This is a genomic window from Saccharothrix tamanrassetensis (assembly GCF_014203665.1).
Taxonomy (GTDB): domain Bacteria; phylum Actinomycetota; class Actinomycetes; order Mycobacteriales; family Pseudonocardiaceae; genus Actinosynnema; species Actinosynnema tamanrassetense.
The window spans coordinates 68,995-85,769 of record NZ_JACHJN010000014.1; the positions used below are offsets into that span (position 1 = coordinate 68,995).

At 71.4% G+C, this 16,775-nt stretch carries 12 protein-coding genes and 1 pseudogene; 9 read left to right on the top strand and 4 right to left on the bottom strand.

Going from position 1 to position 16,775, the window contains the following annotated elements:
• Positions 1–62 precede the first annotated feature (62 nt).
• The 4 genes from FHS29_RS33195 (at position 63) to FHS29_RS33210 (ending at position 5,623) form a co-directional block, all read left to right on the top strand.
• Positions 63–1,409 (top strand): M20/M25/M40 family metallo-hydrolase, encoded by a 1,347-nt coding sequence (locus FHS29_RS33195; protein WP_184698039.1) that lies wholly within the window; start codon positions 63–65, stop codon positions 1,407–1,409.
• Positions 1,406–3,205, top strand: a complete 1,800-nt coding sequence (locus FHS29_RS33200; protein WP_184698042.1) for a S9 family peptidase — start codon at positions 1,406–1,408, stop codon at positions 3,203–3,205. The genes FHS29_RS33195 and FHS29_RS33200 overlap by 4 nt, the downstream gene beginning before the upstream one ends.
• 302 nt (positions 3,206–3,507) lie before the next feature.
• Complete coding sequence (locus FHS29_RS33205) at positions 3,508–5,148, top strand: peroxidase family protein (RefSeq protein WP_184698045.1); 1,641 nt, start codon at positions 3,508–3,510, stop codon at positions 5,146–5,148.
• 1 nt (position 5,149) lies between these two features.
• Positions 5,150–5,623: a DoxX family protein gene (locus FHS29_RS33210; protein ID WP_184698048.1), complete on the top strand. Its 474-nt coding sequence runs from the start codon at positions 5,150–5,152 to the stop codon at positions 5,621–5,623.
• Positions 5,624–5,792: 169 nt separating this feature from the next.
• Here the strand turns inward: FHS29_RS33210 and FHS29_RS33215 are convergent, their stop codons facing one another.
• Entirely contained in the window at positions 5,793–7,793 is a 2,001-nt protein-coding gene (locus FHS29_RS33215; RefSeq protein ID WP_184698051.1) for an MDR family MFS transporter, read from the bottom strand.
• A gap of 404 nt (positions 7,794–8,197) precedes the next feature.
• On the opposite strand from FHS29_RS33215, the pseudogene FHS29_RS38550 reads away from it, so the two are divergent.
• Positions 8,198–8,581: pseudogene (locus tag FHS29_RS38550) on the top strand (hypothetical protein); the annotation flags it as partial.
• Here the strand turns inward: FHS29_RS38550 and FHS29_RS33220 are convergent.
• From FHS29_RS33220 to FHS29_RS33230, 3 genes are all read right to left on the bottom strand, one after another.
• Complete coding sequence (locus tag FHS29_RS33220; RefSeq protein WP_221457062.1) at positions 8,560–9,372, bottom strand: carbohydrate-binding protein; 813 nt, start codon at positions 9,370–9,372, stop codon at positions 8,560–8,562. The pseudogene FHS29_RS38550 and the gene FHS29_RS33220 overlap by 22 nt on opposite strands.
• A gap of 467 nt (positions 9,373–9,839) precedes the next feature.
• Entirely contained in the window at positions 9,840–11,108 is a 1,269-nt protein-coding gene (locus FHS29_RS33225) for a sensor histidine kinase (RefSeq protein WP_184698057.1), read from the bottom strand.
• Positions 11,105–11,794 carry a response regulator transcription factor gene (locus FHS29_RS33230; RefSeq protein ID WP_184698060.1) on the bottom strand — a complete coding sequence of 230 codons (690 nt, stop codon included), beginning with the start codon at positions 11,792–11,794 and terminating at the stop codon, positions 11,105–11,107. The genes FHS29_RS33225 and FHS29_RS33230 overlap by 4 nt, the downstream gene beginning before the upstream one ends.
• Positions 11,795–12,010: 216 nt before the next feature.
• Here FHS29_RS33230 and FHS29_RS33235 point away from each other — a divergent pair, with 216 nt between their 5' ends.
• Genes FHS29_RS33235 through FHS29_RS33250 form a run of 4 tightly spaced genes read left to right on the top strand, consistent with a single transcriptional unit; the run spans position 12,011 to position 16,750 of the window.
• Positions 12,011–13,219: an ABC transporter ATP-binding protein gene (locus FHS29_RS33235; RefSeq protein ID WP_184698063.1), complete on the top strand. Its 1,209-nt coding sequence runs from the start codon at positions 12,011–12,013 to the stop codon at positions 13,217–13,219.
• The gene (locus FHS29_RS33240; protein ID WP_184698066.1) at positions 13,216–14,517 is read left to right on the top strand and encodes an ABC transporter substrate-binding protein; all 1,302 of its coding nucleotides are present in this window, start codon (positions 13,216–13,218) and stop codon (positions 14,515–14,517) included. The genes FHS29_RS33235 and FHS29_RS33240 overlap by 4 nt, the downstream gene beginning before the upstream one ends.
• The gene (locus FHS29_RS33245; protein ID WP_184698069.1) at positions 14,514–15,866 is read left to right on the top strand and encodes an ABC transporter permease; all 1,353 of its coding nucleotides are present in this window, start codon (positions 14,514–14,516) and stop codon (positions 15,864–15,866) included. Before FHS29_RS33240 ends, FHS29_RS33245 begins: the two co-directional genes overlap by 4 nt.
• On the top strand, positions 15,863–16,750 hold the full coding sequence (locus FHS29_RS33250) for a carbohydrate ABC transporter permease (RefSeq protein ID WP_312865208.1): 888 nt from the start codon (positions 15,863–15,865) through the stop codon (positions 16,748–16,750). The genes FHS29_RS33245 and FHS29_RS33250 overlap by 4 nt, the downstream gene beginning before the upstream one ends.
• The last annotated feature ends 25 nt before the right edge of the window (positions 16,751–16,775 follow it).

Here is a 16,775-nt window from a genome sequence, read left to right on the forward strand (position 1 = left end):
TTTGGTTCACTGACATCGATTGCAACTTTTGAAATCAGTCCCGAACGCCCTGGGGAGCGACGATGGATTTGGCGGAACAGGTCCGCGACTGGGTGACGGAGGGCGAGCCGCGGCTGCTGGCCGAACTGGCCGCGTGGATCTCCCAGCCCAGTGTGAGCCGCACCGGCGAAGGCATGGCGGAGGCCGCCGCGCACGGCTTGGAGCTGTTGCGGCGCAGTGGTCTGACGCCCCAGGTGGTGGAGACCGGCGGCTGGCCCGCGCTGGTCGGCACCGCACCGGGCCCTCCCGACTCGCCGCACGTGCTGATCTACGGCCACTACGACGTGCAGCCGGCCGGACCGTTGCACGAGTGGGTGACGCCACCGTTCGAACCGGACTTCCGGGACGGCCGGATCTACGGGCGCGGCACCGGTGACAACAAGGGCCAGCACCTGGCCCAGCTGCTCGGGCTGCGGGCGCTGCGCGACATCACCGGCGGGTTGCCGTGCCGGGTGACGGTGCTGCTCGACGGCGAGGAGGAGATCGGCAGCCCGAACCTGGCGAAAGCCGTGCGGCAGCTGGAGAAACCGGACCTCGTGGTGTGGAGCGACGGCCCCGTGCACGAGTCCGGGCGGGCGTCGGTGGTGCTCGGGGTGCGCGGCATCGTCACGTTCGAACTGCGGGTCAGGGGCGCGTCCGGCGTGCTGCACTCGGGGAACTGGGGCGGTGTCGCGCCGAATCCCGCGTGGCGGCTGGTGCACGTGCTGGGCACGATGCGCGACCCGCAGGGCCGGGTGCTGATCGACGGGTTCGACGACGACGTGGTGCCGCTGAGCCCCGGCGAGCGGGAGGCGCTGGCCAAGCTGCCGGTGGACGTGCCCGCGGTGCTGGCGGGCATCGGGGCGGCCGGCATGGAGCCGCCGAGCGGGCCCGGGTTCTACCAGCGGCTCACCGGCCCCACCTTCAGCATCAACTCGTTGACCTGCGAAGACGGTGGCGAGCACCGGACCGTGGTGCCGAACGTGGCGGTCGCGAAGTGCGACATGCGGCTGGTCGGCGGGCAGCGGGTGGACGCCGTGTTCGCGGCCATCCGCGCGCACCTGGAGCGGCACGCGCCGGACGTCGAGTTCGTGCCCGGCGGTGCGATGTCACCGTCCCGGACGCTGCCCGAGACACCGTGGACGGACGCCGTGCTGCGCGGTGCGGCCACGGGTCTGGGCGAGGAGCCGCTGCTGCTGCCCGCGTTGGGCGGCAGCCTGCCGATCGCCGCGTTCAGCGACGAGCTGGGCGTGCCTTGCTACGGCGTGCCGTTCGCCAACGTGGACGAGTGCAACCACGCGCCGAACGAGAACCTGGTGCTGGACTGGTTCCGCCGGGGCGTCGTGGCCGCCGCGACCGTGCAGCGGGCGATCGCGGAGGTGGGGCGGTGACGCTGACCGACTTCGAGTGGGTCTACGGCGCCGAGCCCGGACCGGACGGCCGGGTCGTGTGGATCAGCGACGCGACGGGCCGGCCTCAGCCGTGGTTGGACGGCCGGTGCCTGCCGGTACCGGGGTCGGTGCGGCGGTGCGTGTGGCGACCGGACGGCGCCCGGCTGCTGGTGCTGACCGACCCGGACGGCGGCGAGGACCACCGGCTGGGCGAACTGGACCCGGCGACCGGTGAGGTGCGGTGGCTGGTCGCCGAGCCGGGCGTGCGCTGCGAGATCGGTGTCCCGTACGGCGGCACCGGCGACCCCTACAACGCGAACGGAACGCTGCTCGCGTACGCGAGCAACGCCCGTGACCACGAGGTCTTCGACGTGCTGGTGCGGGACGCGAACGGCTCCCGGATCGTGCTGCGCGGTGACGACCGCTACCTCCCGCTGGGCTTCTCCCCCGACTCGCGGGTGCTGCTGGTGCTGAAGCTGCACCAGAACACCGACCACGAGCTGTTCGCCGTGGACCTGGCCACCGACACCGTGCGGCAGCTGACCCGGTTCGACGGCCCGGCGAAGTACGAACCGGTCGCGTGGCTGCCCGACTCGTCCGGGATCTACCTGTGCACCACGCAGGGCCGTGACTTCACCGGTCTGGCAACGCTGTCGTTGGACGGCGAGCTGACGTGGCTGGACACCCCGGAGTCCGATGTGGAGGGTGGCGCGCTGTCCCGCGACGGGACGCGGATCGCCTGGGGCCGCAACGAGGACGGCTACACCCGGCTGCTCTGGGCCGAGATCGGCGGCAACCCGCGGGAGCTGCGCGGCGAACCCCGCGAGGTCACCGGACTCCCCCGCGGCCTGGCGATCTGCGAGTTCGGCTACGGCGGCCACGCGCTGCACTTCACCCACAGCGGCGAGCTGCTCGTGCAACTGGCGCAAGGGAACGCGGCGACCGAGCTGTACCTGGCGGACCTCGACGCGGGCACGGCGAAGCGGCTGACCGACTTCGGCGCGGGCCTGCCGGACGACCTGGTCGCGCCGACCGTCGTGCACGCGACGAGCGCCGACGGGCTCCGCGTGCCCTGCCTGCTCTACCGGCCGCCCTCGGCGAGCGCCGACGACCCCGTGCCGGTGGTGATGACGGTGCACGGCGGACCGGAATCACAGGCCTATCCGGAGTACTACCCGATGGTGCAGTCGTTGCTGGCCCACGGGATCGGCGTGATCGCGCCCAACTTCCGGGGCTCCTCGGGCTACGGCCTGCGCTACCAGAGGACGGTCTACCGCGACTGGGGCGGCGGCGACCTGGAGGACCTGGCGGCCACCGCCGCGCTGCTCGAGGACGTCGACTGGGCCGACGGGACGCGCCTCGGCGTGCACGGCGCGTCCTACGGCGGTTTCGCCGCGCTGTCGTGCGTCACCAGGCTGCCCCACCTGTGGCGGGCGGCGGTCAGCGAGTGCGGGACGTCCGACCTGCTCAGCGACATCCGGAACGGGCCGCCGACGTGGCGCAGGCGGACCGCGGAGTGGATCGGCGACCCCGACGACCCGGCGGACCGGGCCCGGCTCGTCGAGCGCAGCCCGCTCGGCCACGCCCACCGCGTCCAGGCCCCGGTGCTGCTCATGCACGGCGAGAACGACACCAGGGTCGACCCGGAGGAATCCGAGCAGATGTACCGGCGGCTGCGCGAACTCGGCAAGCCGGTCCGCTTGGAATTGCATCCCGGAATCGGGCACGAGATCAACAGGGAAGGTCTGGCGGACACCGTGGAGATGATCGTCGGCTGGTTCACCACGAACCTGTGAAGCGGCGGATCGGCCCGTGATCCTATTCCAACCCAGAACCCGGGCCGATCTTCGCGGCCCCGCGCCCACCCGCCGTTCGGTGCTGGTCACCGCAGCCGCGCTGCCCGCTCCGAGCGCGCTCGCCCATCCGGGCACCCCCGACTGAGCGGACGCTCAATCCTGAGAATTCGCCGCGCGAACGCATTCGGGTGTATCCACCGAATGGCGGTCGACACTTGTCTGGTGAGGGCGGTGCGCAGGGGGCGTGCCGACCTCCTCCGGGGATGGGGATCTCCGGAACGACCACGGGGGAGACGAACAAAGTGAAACACCACGGCACGGATAGTTTCTTCGTCGTCGGCGAGGGGGTGCTGGAGTTCGACGGGAACGGGGCCCCGAACGCCCGGCGCCCGCTGACCATCGAGGAGCTGCGCCGCTTCCGGTTCTCCCGACTGGGACCGGAGGGTGTGCAGGTACCCGAGGACGTCCGGATCGCGCTGGCCACCGCGGTCACCGCGGACGTACCGCAGGCGGACTCCGCGGACCCGGCCATCCCGGCCGGCTTCACCTACCTCGGTCAGTTCGTGGACCACGACCTGACCATGGACCGCACCGAGTCGCAGCTGGGCTCGGACGTCAACCTGGACGACCTGGTGCAGGGCCGGTCGCCCGCGCTCGACCTGGACTCGGTCTACGGCCGGGGCCCGCTCGACCCGACCGACCGGGTGTTCTACGCGGACGACCAGGTCAAGCTCAAGATGGGCCGGACGTCGAAGCCGCCGTTCCCGGCGGACCTCACCGAGGTCGAGCTCGACGGGTTCGACCTGCCGCGCGCGGGTTCCGGGGTCACCGGGGCCGACCGGCGGCGCCCGCTCATCCCGGACGCCCGCAACGACGAGAACCTGGTGGTCGCCCAGACCCACCTGGCGTTCATCCGGTTCCACAACCGGGTGGTCGACGAGCTGGCGCTGACCGGGCTGACCGGGCAGCGGCTGTTCCACGCGGCCCGGGAGCAGGTCGTCCGCCACTACCAGTGGATGCTGCGCACCGACCACCTGCCGCGCATCGTCGACCCGGCGATCGTGGACGACGTGTTCGCCAACGGCCGGCGGTTCTTCGAGACCGGCCAGGGCACGTCGCAGGAGGCGACCATGCCGCTGGAGTTCTCGGTGGCGGCGTACCGGTTGGGGCACAGCATGATCCGGAGCGCCTACCAGTGGAACCGGGTGTTCAACAGCGGGGGCGGCGAGGGCGGCATCGCCACCCTCGACCTGCTGTTCATCTTCACCGGGACCAGCGGCAACTTCCAGCCCGGCACGAACCAGGACGACCCGAACGTCGGCGGCACCGAGCGGCTGCCGAGCAACTGGATCGCGGACTTCCGCAGGCTGTACGACTTCACCGAGGCCGACCGGCCCGACCTGGTGCCCGGTACGGGCGGCGGCAACGTCACCAAGAAGATCGACACGCTGCTGGTCAACCCGCTGACGCTGCTGCCGGCGGGCACGTTCGACGGGCGCGGGACGACGTTCCCGGAGATCCACCGCAACCTGGCGTTCCGCAACCTGACCCGGGCGAACATGGTGAAGCTGGCCAGTGGTCAGCAGATCGCCTCGCTGTTCAACGAGGAGGCGCTCACCGCGGAGCAGATCCTCGCCGGCAACGGCGGCGTGGCGCTGGACTCGCTGACCGACGAGCAGAAGGCGTCGGTCGTGGCGGACACGCCGCTGTGGTTCTACATCCTGCGCGAGGCCGAGTTCAACAACGGCCTGCTGGGACGGGTCGGTGGCCGGATCGTGGCCGAGGTGTTCCACCGGGCGATGGAGGCCTCGCGCACCTCGATCGTGCGGGAGCCGTCGTGGCGGCCGGTGTTCGGGCCGGACACCGACACGTTCCGGATGACCGACCTGCTGCTGTTCGCGTTCGAGGGCAAGGCCGACCTGCTCAACCCGTTGGGTGACTGAGATGTCCACGACGAGGAACTACGGGGTCGAGGAGATCAAACCGGATCCGCCGCCGTGGTGGGACCGGCTGGAACAGCGGCTCAGGCAGTACGCGCCGACCGCCCTGCGGGTCTCGATCGGACTGGTGTTCGTGTGGTTCGGTCTGCTCAAGGCGATCGGCGAGTCGCCGGTGGCCGACCTGGTGCACGCCACCGTGCCGTTCGTGTCCGAGGGCCTGCTGATGCCGGTCCTGGGCGTGGTGGAGATCGTGCTCGGGGTCGCGCTGATGATCGGCCACCCGAGAAGGCTCGCGCTCATCGCGGTGGCCGGGCACCTGGCGGGCACGTTCCTCGTGTTCGTCAACGCGCCCACCCTGTCGTGGTCGGACGGCAACCCGTTGCTGCTGACCGCGAACGGCGAGTTCGTGCTGAAGAACGTGGTGCTCATCTGCGCCGTGTTGATGCTGCTCGGACACCGCCGGACAGTCCGCCGCTAGTCCGACGGCCCCGCCGGGTTCGCCCCGGCGGGGCCGTCGGCTGCCCGGCGGCCGTGGCACGTCCGTCCGCCGGCCGCGTTCACCGAGCCGGAGCTCGATCATGGTGCGTGGGCCGGAAACCCGGTCCCGTGCGAAAGCGGTGTGCGGGCCGCAGGCCGTTCCCGGGCGGTCAGACCCGTGTCGGTCGGCGGTCGGCCAGGGCGCGGCCGGTGGTGACCAGTTCGGCGGCCACCCGGTCCACGGCTTCGGTGAACTCGCGGTCGTCGCAGTCCCAGTCGACGAGCTTGGCGCGCAGCCAGTTCCGCCACGAGGCGACCAGGCGGGTGAAGGCCTCGGTGCCCTCCGGGGTGAAGCGGTAGTGGTCGTCAGCCTCGGTCAGCAGGCCCTTGGCCATGAGCTGGCGGGCGACCGGTTCGAACATCCCGGCTGGGACCTGGGTCTCGTCGGCCAGGCGTTGCAGGGTCGCGTCGCCGTCGCGGACGCTCTGCCGGAACACCTTGACCACCAGCCAGGCCTGCGCGTGGCTGAGCGGGAGGCCGGACGCGGCGAGCACCTGCGGTGTGGGGTCGCGGTCCTCCTTGCGCACGATCAGGGCGATCAACTTCTCCAGCTCCTGGCTGGACGCGGTGGACTGCGGTACGGCGAAGCTCTCCCCCACGCCGTTGTTGCCGGACGCCGCCGCACGGGCGGTGTCACGCAGTGGCACCTCGCGGAGGAACAGGGCGACGACGAACGCGACGGCGGCCACCGGCGCGGCGGCCAGGAAGACGCCCTGGAGGGTGTCCGCGTAGGCGGCGATGATCGGGGCTTTGAGCTGGTCCGGCAGGGCGTGCAGGGCTTGGACGTTCGACGCCGCGCGCGGGTCCACGCCCGGCGGGATGGCGTCGGCCAGGTTGTCCGGCAGGTTGCCCGCGTAGATGGTGCCGAAGATCGCCACGCCGAAGGAGCTGCCCAGGGTGCGCAGGAAGCTCACGCCCGAGGTGGCCACGCCGAGGTCCTCGTAGCTGCTGGTGCTCTGCACGACCACGACGGGCACCGGCATGCACATGCCCACACCGAGCCCCAGCACGAGCATGTACGAGGACGCCTGCCAGAACGCGGTGTTCTCGTCCAGGAGGGACAGCAGCAACATGCCGGCGACCATGAGGGTGCTGCCCACGAGGGGGAACACGCGGTAGCGGCCGGTTTTGCCGATCACGTTGCCGGTGACGACGGACGCGATCAGCAGGCCGATCACCAGTGGCAGCATCTCCAGGCCGGATCGGGTGGCGGACGCGCCGTGCACGTACTGCAGGTAGGTGGGCAGGAACGTGACGCCGCCCAGCATCGCGAACCCGACCACGAAGCTGAGCACGCTGCACACGGCGAACACCGGACTGCGGAACAGCCGCATCGGCAGCATGGGCTCCGCCGCCCGCTGCTCGACCCGGACGAACAGCGCCAGCGCCACCACCGAGCCCGCCGCCATCCACAGGATGGTCGGGGACGTCCAGTCGTACTCGACACCGCCCCAGCTGGTGACCAGCGTGAGCCCGGTCGCGGCCAAGCCGATGAGCAGGATGCCCGGGTAGTCGATGCGGGGTCTGCCCGCGGTGCGCACCCCGGGCAACGCCAGCGCGCCGACCACCAGGACGACCACGCCCAGCGGCAGGTTGACGTAGAACGCCCAGCGCCAGCTCAGGTGGTCCACGAACAGACCGCCCAGCAGCGGGCCGATCACGGTGGAGACGCCGAACAGCGCGCCGATGACGCCCTGGTACTTGCCGCGCTCGGACAGCGGCACCACGTCGGCGATCACCGCGCTCGACGTGACCATCAGGCCGCCCGCGCCCAGGCCCTGCACCGCCCGTGCCGCGATCAGCCACGTCATGGAGTCCGCCCAGCCGCACAGGAACGAGCCCGCCATGAACAGCGCGACGCTGGCGAGGAACGCGGGCTTGCGGCCGTAGAGGTCGCCGAACTTGCCGACCAGGGCCGTCATGATGGTCTCGGCCAGCAGGTAGGAGGTCACCACCCAGGACAGGTGCCCGCCGCCGCCCAGGTCGCTGACGATGGTCGGCAGCGCGGTGGCCACGATCGTCTGGTCCAGCGCGGCCAGCAGCATCCCGAGCATGATCACGGCGATGACGGCGTTGCGCGCGGCTGGCTTGATCTCGGCCCGGTCGACCATGCGGAACCTCCCGAGTGGACGATAGGGCCGGTTCCACCGCCCCGCGCGTCGGCCGTCCCCGGATCCGGCGACGTCGTCGCGGGGCCGGTCGGCGCGGCTTGATCGGGGTCGGCTGGTCGGCGCGGGCCGGTCGGTGCGGACTATTCGGCACGCGCTGTCGGTGCGGGCTAGTCGGCGCGGGCTAGTCGGCGCGGGCCGGCGCGCACGTACTGGGCGGAGGTCGAGTACCCCCGGCGGGTTCGACCTGGACCTGACCGACGCGGCGCTGATCGACTTCGAACTGTCCGGGTGTGCCGTCCGCACCGCCGCGTTCACCGGCGCGACGTTCACCGGGTCGACGGGCTTCTCCGGGTTGACGGTCGCCCGGGAAGCGCGGTTCGACGAAGCGTCCCGCGAAGTTCACCGGCAGGGTGGCGTTCGGCCAGGCACACTTCGCGAGCACCGCCGACTTCACCGACGCGGAGTTCACCGGCAGGGCGGTGTTCGACCAGGCACGCTTCGCGAGCGCCGCCTACTTTCACCTTCGCCTCCCAGCACGGCCCGACGTCATTCCTCGCCGCCCGCTTCCTGGGCCGCGTCGACTTCGGACCTGTGCCCGGACGGGTGGGCGGTGGACGAGCCGGCTGACGACCGCGGTCCGCGATGGGGCCGGTTCGTGCCCCTGCCGGTCGTGCTCGGCTGAGCTACCGCGCTGCACATCCCCGTGCGCTGTGGCGCCCGCACGGCGGCGGGCGCCACAGCCGACTTCATCCGGCCTGACGGCCTGTCAGTTGTCCACCTGCCAGTAGTCGTTCGCCGATGGCAACGAGAACGACAGACCCGTGCAGCCAAGACTGGCGCTGGACACGCTGCCCGGCGGCACCACCGACGAGTTGCTCGTGGTCAGCAGGGTCCAGGTGCCGCCGACCTTGATCTGGATGCCGGCTGCGGCGAACGAGCTGCCGGCGGTCTCCGTGCAGTAGTAGCCCTCACCTGTGGCCGAGTTGTACTCGGTGTAGACCTCGAACATGCTCCAGCCGCCGTGCGGGTTGACCAGCTTCGCCGGGTCGGCGCTGGTGAACAACGCGTCCCAGTACCCCGTGGAGTAGTTGTAGAGGTAGGCGGTCCAGGAGTTGGTCACCGGGTCGGTCTGCACGTCCTGCACGGTGTAGGCGGGCGGACCCAGGTGCGTGGTGACGTAGGTGCTCTGGAAACTCGCGTCGATCCAGGCCACCGCGGCGAACCCGGGCGAGGCCGCGCACCAGTCCCAGGCGCCGACCCCGTTGCCGCCCTGCCAGTAGAACGTGGTCACCTCGATGCAGGTCTTCCCGCTCGGGTCGAGCGTGGGGGCGTACACCACGTCGGGGTTGCCGGGCGGGATGGAGATGCCGGGGTCGATGGTGTGCGTCGCCTGCGCGCCGTCGGAGGCGACGTTCGGGAACGCGCCCCAGGCGGCGTGCAGCGCCCCGGACCACGGCGGGAGGCTCGCCGCGCGCGCCGGCTGGCCGGGGGCGGTCGCCTGGTCGGTGCGGACCGGCTGGTCGGTGCCGGCCCGGTCGCCGTGACGGGACTCGCCCAGCTTCTTGAACTGCTCGCTCACCAGCGGACCGGCTGCCGCTCTGGCGGCCTCACCGCGCAGCGCCGGCACCGGCTTCCCGCTGACCGGCGCGTCCGGAGACGGAACCGCTTTGTCCACAGTGGACTGAGGTGCGGAGGTGGCTCCCGCGGGAGAAGCCGATGCGGGTGCGACGACGGCACCCCAGAGCGCGCCGACCGCCAGCAGTGCGACGGCCGTTCGGCGGACCGGTGAACGGCGTAACCGGGGTAATGACGGCATTGCCACGATTTTTTCCCCTCGGATGGGCAGAGTCGGCTCACCGCAGGCGAAGTAGGACGTGTGGACGACACATCCCGGATGCCCCCAGAACGTTGCGGCTCACCCCAGCGTGCTCCCCGCCGGCGATCACAGCTATAGGTCAACCGGCCGCCTCGTCATGTGTGCTGGATCACATTGCACGTGGTCCAGACCGCATGGCAGTGGACCGCACCGGCGTGGGGATCCGGCCGTCAGGCCCGGCCGCGCCACAGCCGCCAGGCGCGGGGGACGGCGGGTTCGTGGTGGCTGTCCGACTCGCCCAGGCGGAGCCTGATGCGGGCCCCGCCCAGCCTGCCCCGTTCGACGTGGATGGTGCCTCCGGTGGCCTCGGCGGCGGCGCGGGCGATGTCCAGCCCCAGGCCGGTCGAGCCGCCACCGGACGAGCCGCGGTGCAGGGCGCGTTCCGGGTCGACCACGCCGGGCCCGCCGTCTTCCACGGCCAGCGTGACCCAGCCCGCGTGCCGGACGACGGCGACGGTGAGGGCCGAACGGGGCGGGGTGTGCCGGAAGACGTTCTCCAGCAGGGCGTCGACCACCGCGCCCAGGGCGTCCGGTGCGAGCGGGACGGGGGTCGGTTCGTACGGCAGGTCGACCTCGCACGGGCGGCCTTGGTCCTCGGCGTGCGCGGACCAGAAGCCCATGCGGGTCTTCACCACCTCGGCCACGTCGCAGGTGCCGGTCGCGGCGGCGGTGGACACGGGGTGCAGTGATTCGATGATCCGGTCCACGTCGTGGCCCAGCGCGGTGACGGCGCTGCGGATGCGGTCGGCCACCGGGCCTTCGCCGATGGCGTCCGCGTCCAGCCTCAGTGCCGTCAACGGGGTCCGCAGGCGGTGGGAGACGTCGGCGATCATCTCCCTCTCCTTGGCGAGCAGGCGTTCGGTGCGGTCGGCGGCGGCGTTGATCGCGGTCGCCAGGGCGGTCAGCTCGGGTGGACCGGTGACGCGGATGCGGGCGTTGCCGTCGCGGTGGGCGATCTCCGAGGCGGTGTCGGCCAGTACCCGCAAGGCGCGCAGCACGGGGTCCAACGTCCGCCGACCGACCAGCAGGGCGGCCGGGAGGGCCAGTAGCGCCGACAGCAGCAGAACGGTGAGGTGGAGCGGCAAGCCGGGACCGGGCGGTGCGGGAGAGGAGACTTCGACGGCCGCGCGTGACCCGTCCACAGTGGACACCGAGGTCAACCGGCCGGTGCCTTGTCCGACGCCGATGGTCGTGCCGTCCGGCAGGTGGACGGCCAGCCTGCCCTCCGTCCCCGCGGCGGTCCGGGCGAGCGCACCGCGCACGGCGTCCGGGTCGTTCGTCACGGCCAACACGGCGGCCACCGTCGTCACGTCGTGCCGGTCGTCCGACGCCGCGCGGTCGGCCGCCGACCACACCAGCAGGGCACCCGCGCCCACCACCAGCAGCACGCCCACCAGCGCCGCCGACCACACCAGGGCACGGGTGAGCAGCCGTCTCATTCCGGCGCCACCAGCTTGAACCCCACGCCCCGCACGGTGTGCAGGTGGCGCGGCTTCGCGGCGGTCTCCCCCAGCTTGCTGCGCAGCCACGACACGTGGACGTCGATGGTCTTGTCGTCGCCCAGGTACGGCTGGCCCCACACCGCCTGGAACAGCTCGCGGCGCGGCACCACCCGGTTCGGGCGCCGGGCCAGGTAGGCCAGCAGGTCGAACTCGCGGCGGCTGAGCGCGACCGGCTGGTCGGCGCGGAACACCTGGCGCTGGGCCAGGTCCACCCGCAGTTCGCCCACCGTCACCAGGTCCGGGTGGTCGGTGCGGGCCGAGCCGGCGGTGCGGCGGAGCAGGGCGTTGATCCGGGCCGCCAGGTGTTCGGCGGAGAACGGCTTGACGATGTAGTCGTCCGCGCCCGCGTTCAGCGAGCCCACCACCGAACTCTCGCCGCCGCGGGCGGTGGCGATGATGACCGGCACGTCGCTGATGCCGCGCAGCATCCGCAGCGCCGCCACCCCGTCCAGGTCGGGCAGCCCCAGGTCCAGGATCACCAGGTCGGGTTCGCGCGTGCCCGCTTCGCGCAGCGCGGCGACGGCCGTGCCGACCGCGCACACGTCGTGCCCGAGGTCGGTCAGCGCGTGCACCAGCGCCGCCTGGACCACCGGGTCGTCCTCGACCAGCAGCACCTTGGACATGTCCTGGAGGGTAGGGCCTCCGACGACCCGGTCGCCGGGAAGTGAACCGGTTGTCGCGACTTAGCGAAATCGTGCCTGGCCCTTAACGGTCTCTTAGGGAACCGGCCACTACCGTCTGCCCCACCGAAATCGAGGGTGCCGCGGATCACACCGCGGCGGGAATCGCAATTCTGCGGTCACCGGGAAGACCCGGCCCGGCGGCGACGAGGAGTGGGCGTGGCGGAAGTCGTTCTCAGCGGTCTCGGCAAAGTCTACGTCGACGGCACCCGCGCGGTCGCCGACCTCGACCTGGAGATCCGGGACGGCGAATTCCTCGTGCTGGTCGGGCCGTCCGGGTGCGGCAAGACCACGGCGCTGCGCATGATCGCGGGCCTGGAGAGCGTGAGCGAGGGGTCGATCCGGATCGGCCCCCAGGTGGTCAACGAGGTGCCCTCGCGGGACCGGGACGTGGCCATGGTGTTCCAGTCCTACGCGCTCTACCCGCACCTGAACGTGTACGACAACATCGCGTTCGGGTTGACGTTGCGCAAGCTGCCGAAGAAGGAGATCGACCGGCGGGTGCGCGAGGTGGCGGAAGTGCTGGAACTGCACGAGCACCTGGAGCGGAAACCGCGCAACCTGTCCGGCGGGCAACGCCAGCGGGTCGCGATGGGGCGGGCGATCGTGCGCGCCCCGCAGGCGTTCCTGATGGACGAGCCGCTGTCCAACCTGGATGCGAAGCTGCGCGTGCAGATGCGCGCCCAGATCGCCCGGATACAGCGCGATCTCGGCGTCACCACGGTTTACGTGACGCACGACCAGACCGAGGCGATGACCCTCGGCGACCGGGTGGCGGTGATGAAGCGCGGCGTGCTCCAGCAGGTCGGCCCGCCGCAGGAGCTCTACGACCGGCCGGTGAACCTGTTCGTCGCCGGCTTCATCGGCTCGCCCGGCATGAACCTGGTGACCGCCCGCCTGGACCGCGACGACGACGGCCACCACTGGGTCACCGTCGGCTCGGACGCGTTGCTGCTGCCCGAATCCGTGCTGCTCGCCCGCCCCGCGCTGGCCGGTTACGCGGGCCGGGACGTGGTGCTCGGCATCCGCCCCGAGGACATGGAGGACGCGGCGCTCGCGGACGCCCAGGAGGGCTCCATCCTGCACTCGGTGGCCGACCTGGTGGAGGCGATGGGCTCGGACGTGCTGGTGCACTTCCCGGTCGACGCCGCACCCGTGGTCACCGACGACACGAAGGCGCTGGCCGAGGACGACGGCACCGCGGACCTGCCCAAGGGCAGCGGCGTGGTGCTGGTCGGCCGCTTCTCCCCCCGGACGCACATCTACGAGGGCCAGCCGGTGGCCGCGTGGGTGGACACGTCCCGACTGCACTTCTTCGACCCGGACACCGGGTTGTCCGTCTGGACCACGTCAGGAGAGCTGGAATGAGCCGCTTGAAGGTGACCGCCGCACTGGTCGCGGCAATCGGGACGTTGGCCGCGTGCTCGGGCGGGACGACCGCCGGGCCGGAGGGCAAGGCGCTGAGCGGGCAGACCGTGGAGGTGGTCGGCACCTGGTCGGGTGACGAGCAGCAGCGGTTCGAGCAGGTGCTGAGCGCGTTCAAGGACAAGACCGGGGCGGAGGTCCGGTACACGCCCGCCGGCGACGAGCTGCCCACCGTGCTGCAGACCAGGGTGCAGGGCGGCACGCCGCCGAGCGTCGCGCTGGTCGCCCAGCCGGGCCTGGTCGACCAGCTGCAGCAGGCCGGGTCGCTCATCCCGCTGTCACCGGACGTGGAGAAGCTCGTCGGCGACCACAACGCGGCCGTGTGGAAGAAGCTGGGCACGTTCGGGGGCAAGCTGTACGGCGTCTACTTCAAGGCCGCCAACAAGTCCACGGTCTGGTACAGCGAGAAGGCGTTCGGCCAGGTCGGCGCGGAGCCGCCGAAGACCTGGGAGGACTTCCTCGCGGTGGGCCGCGCGGTCGTGGACACCGGGCAGGCGGCGGTGTCGGTGGGCGGCGCGGACGGCTGGACGCTGACCGACTGGTTCGAGAACGTCTACCTGCGCACGGCCGGCCCGGACAACTACGACAAGCTGGCCAAGCACGAGATCCCGTGGACCGACCCGTCGGTGCGCAAGGCGTTGGAGACGCTGGCCGAGCTGTTCGGCGACCCCCGGCTGGTGGAGGGCGGCGGCGCGGGCGCGCTGCAGACCGAGTTCCCGAAGTCGGTGATCAACGTGTTCGGTGAGCCGCCGAAGGCCGCGATGGTGTTCGAGGCGGACTTCGTGGCGTCCGTGATCAGCACCAACACCAAGGCGAAGGTCGGCGAGGACGCGAAGTTCTTCAAGTTCCCGTCCATCGGCGGCAGCGAGGACGCGGTCGTGGCGGGCGGCGACGTGGCCGTGCAGCTCAAGGACGACGCGGCGAGCACCGAGCTGATGAAGTTCCTCGCCTCGCCCGAGGCGGGCCGGGTGTGGGCGCGGCTGGGCGGGTTCCTGTCGCCCAACAAGGACATCCCGGCCGCCGACTACCCCGACGACGTGACCCGCGAGCTGGTCCAGCAGCTGGTCGACGCCGGCGACAACGTCCGGTTCGACATGTCCGACCTCGCGCCGGCCGCGTTCGGCGGCACGAAGGGCGCGGGCGAGTGGAAGGCGTTGCAGGACTTCCTGGCCAACCCGGCGGACGTCGAGGCCACCGTGCAGCGGCTGGAGTCCGAAGCGGCCAAGGCGTACCAGAAGTGACGGTCGCCGCCGAGAAACCCCCTGCCGGCTCCCGGGCCGGCAGGGGGCGTTCCCCGAACCTCGCCGTCGACCCGACCCCGGGCCGTTCGCCGCGCCAGGCGGTGCCGTTCCTGGTGCCCGCGCTGGTGCTGCTGGCCGCGCTGGTGATCTACCCGCTGGTGTACTCGCTGGTGCGCAGCTTCTTCGACCGGTCCGGCGCGTCGTTCGTCGGGGTCGGCAACTACGTGAACCTGTTCACCGACCCGCGCACGCTGACCGCGTTCAAGAACAACGTGATCTGGGTGGTGGTCGCGCCCGCCTTGGTCACCGGGCTGGGCTTGGTCTTCGCGGTGCTGACCGAGCGGATCCGGTGGGCGACGGCGTTCCGGCTGGTGCTGTTCATGCCGATGGCGATCTCGCTGTTCGCGTCCGGCATCATCTTCCGCCTGGTGTACGAGGAGGACCCGAACCAGGGCGTGGTGAACGCCGTCGTGGTCGGGGTGCACGACCTGTTCTCCGACCCGTCGCCGTACCCCGGCGCACAGCCGCGCGACGGCGCTGCGTTCACGGCGGCCGAAGAGGGGTTCACCAGCTCGCAAACGTTCACGCCCGGCACGGCGGTGACCGTGCCGCTGGTCGGTTTCGCGCCGGGTCAGATCCCGGCCGGGGCGTCTTCGGCGTCGCTGCCGCCGTCGGACGCGCGTGAACTGCGCGGCGTGGTGTGGCTGGACGTCTCGGTCGGTGGGCGGTCCGGTGCGCTGGACCGGGGCGAACGCGGTGTGCCCGGTCTCGCGGTGGAGGCCGTGCGGGACGGGCGGGTGGTCGGTCGGACCACGACCGGCAACGACGGGCGGTTCACCTTCCCGGACCTGGGGGCGGGCGACTACGCGCTGCGGCTGGCCGCGTCGAACTTCGCGCTGCCGTTCCGGGGCCTGACGTGGCTGGGACCGTCGCTGATCACGCCGGTGATCATCTCGTCCTGGATCTGGATCATGACCGGGTTCGCCATCACGTTCATCGCGGCGGGCCTGGCGGCGATCCCCCGGGACGCGCTGGAGGCGGCACGGGTGGACGGCGCGACCGAGTGGCAGGTGTTCCGCCGGGTGACCGTGCCGCTGCTGTCGCCGGTGCTGCTGGTGGTGTTCGTGACCCTGGTGATCAACGTGCTGAAGGTCTTCGAGCTGGTGTTCGTCATCGCGCCCGGCTCGGTGCAGGAGGAGGCGAACGTGCTGGCCCTCCAGATGTGGCAGGTGTCCTTCGGCACGGGCGGCGACCAGGGCGCGGGCAGTGCGCTGGCCGTGGTGCTGTTCCTGCTGGTGGCCCCGGCGATGCTGTTCAACATCAGGCGATTCCGACGGGAGCAGTCGTGACCGTGGTCGAGGTGTCGGTGACCGGCGCGCCCCGCCGTGGCGTGCTGTCCCGCGTGGTGTCGCGGCTGGGCAACGGTGTGGTGCAGGTGGGGTTGGCGCTGGTCGCGCTGTTCTGGCTGGTGCCGGTGTTCGGGCTGCTGATCGCGTCGTTGCGCGACGAGGCCTCGAACACCGCGTCCGGCTGGTGGACGATCTTCACCGCTCCGACGTCGTTGACGCTGTCGAACTACGCCGACCTGGTGGGGAACTCGACCGTGCTGCGGTCGTTCCTGAACACCGTGTACATCGCCGTGCCGTCCACCGTGCTGGTGGTGGTGATCTCGGCGCTGGCGGCGTACGGGCTGGCGTGGATCGAGTTCCCGGGGCGGTTGTGGCTGACCACGTTGGTGGTGGGGCTGCTGGTGATGCCGATCCAGGTGGCGTTGATCCCGGTGGCGAAGCTGTTCGGGTCGCTTGGCCTGTTCGGCACCATCACCGGGGTGGTGCTGTTCCACGTGGCGTTCGGCCTGCCGTTCGCGATCTTCCTGCTGCGCAACTTCTTCGCGGGCATCCCGCGCGACCTGGTGGAGGCCGCGCGGATGGACGGTGCCCGCGAGTGGGTGATCTTCCGGCGGGTCGTGCTGCCCATCGCGAAACCGGCGATCGCGTCGCTGACCATCTTCCAGTTCCTGTGGGTGTGGAACGACCTGCTGGTGGCACTCGTCTTCGCGGACCAGGACTCGGCCCCGATCACCGTGGCGCTGCGGGCGCAGCTGCGGCAGTTCGGCACGAACATCGACCTGCTGTCGACCGGTGCGTTCCTGTCCATGATCGTGCCGCTGGCGGTGTTCCTGGCGTTCCAGCGCTACTTCGTGCAGGGCGTGCTGGCGGGGTCGACGAAGTGAGTCCGCCTACCCGGCGATCAGCCCG

Coding starts and splice junctions, on each gene's coding strand:
- FHS29_RS33215 (WP_184698051.1), bottom strand. CDS start 7,793: ATGGTCGACCGGGCCGAGATCAAGCCAGCCGCGCGCAACGCCGTCATC.
- FHS29_RS33195 (WP_184698039.1), top strand. CDS start 63: ATGGATTTGGCGGAACAGGTCCGCGACTGGGTGACGGAGGGCGAGCCG.
- FHS29_RS33230 (WP_184698060.1), bottom strand. CDS start 11,794: ATGTCCAAGGTGCTGCTGGTCGAGGACGACCCGGTGGTCCAGGCGGCG.
- FHS29_RS33210 (WP_184698048.1), top strand. CDS start 5,150: ATGTCCACGACGAGGAACTACGGGGTCGAGGAGATCAAACCGGATCCG.
- FHS29_RS33240 (WP_184698066.1), top strand. CDS start 13,216: ATGAGCCGCTTGAAGGTGACCGCCGCACTGGTCGCGGCAATCGGGACG.
- FHS29_RS33225 (WP_184698057.1), bottom strand. CDS start 11,108: ATGAGACGGCTGCTCACCCGTGCCCTGGTGTGGTCGGCGGCGCTGGTG.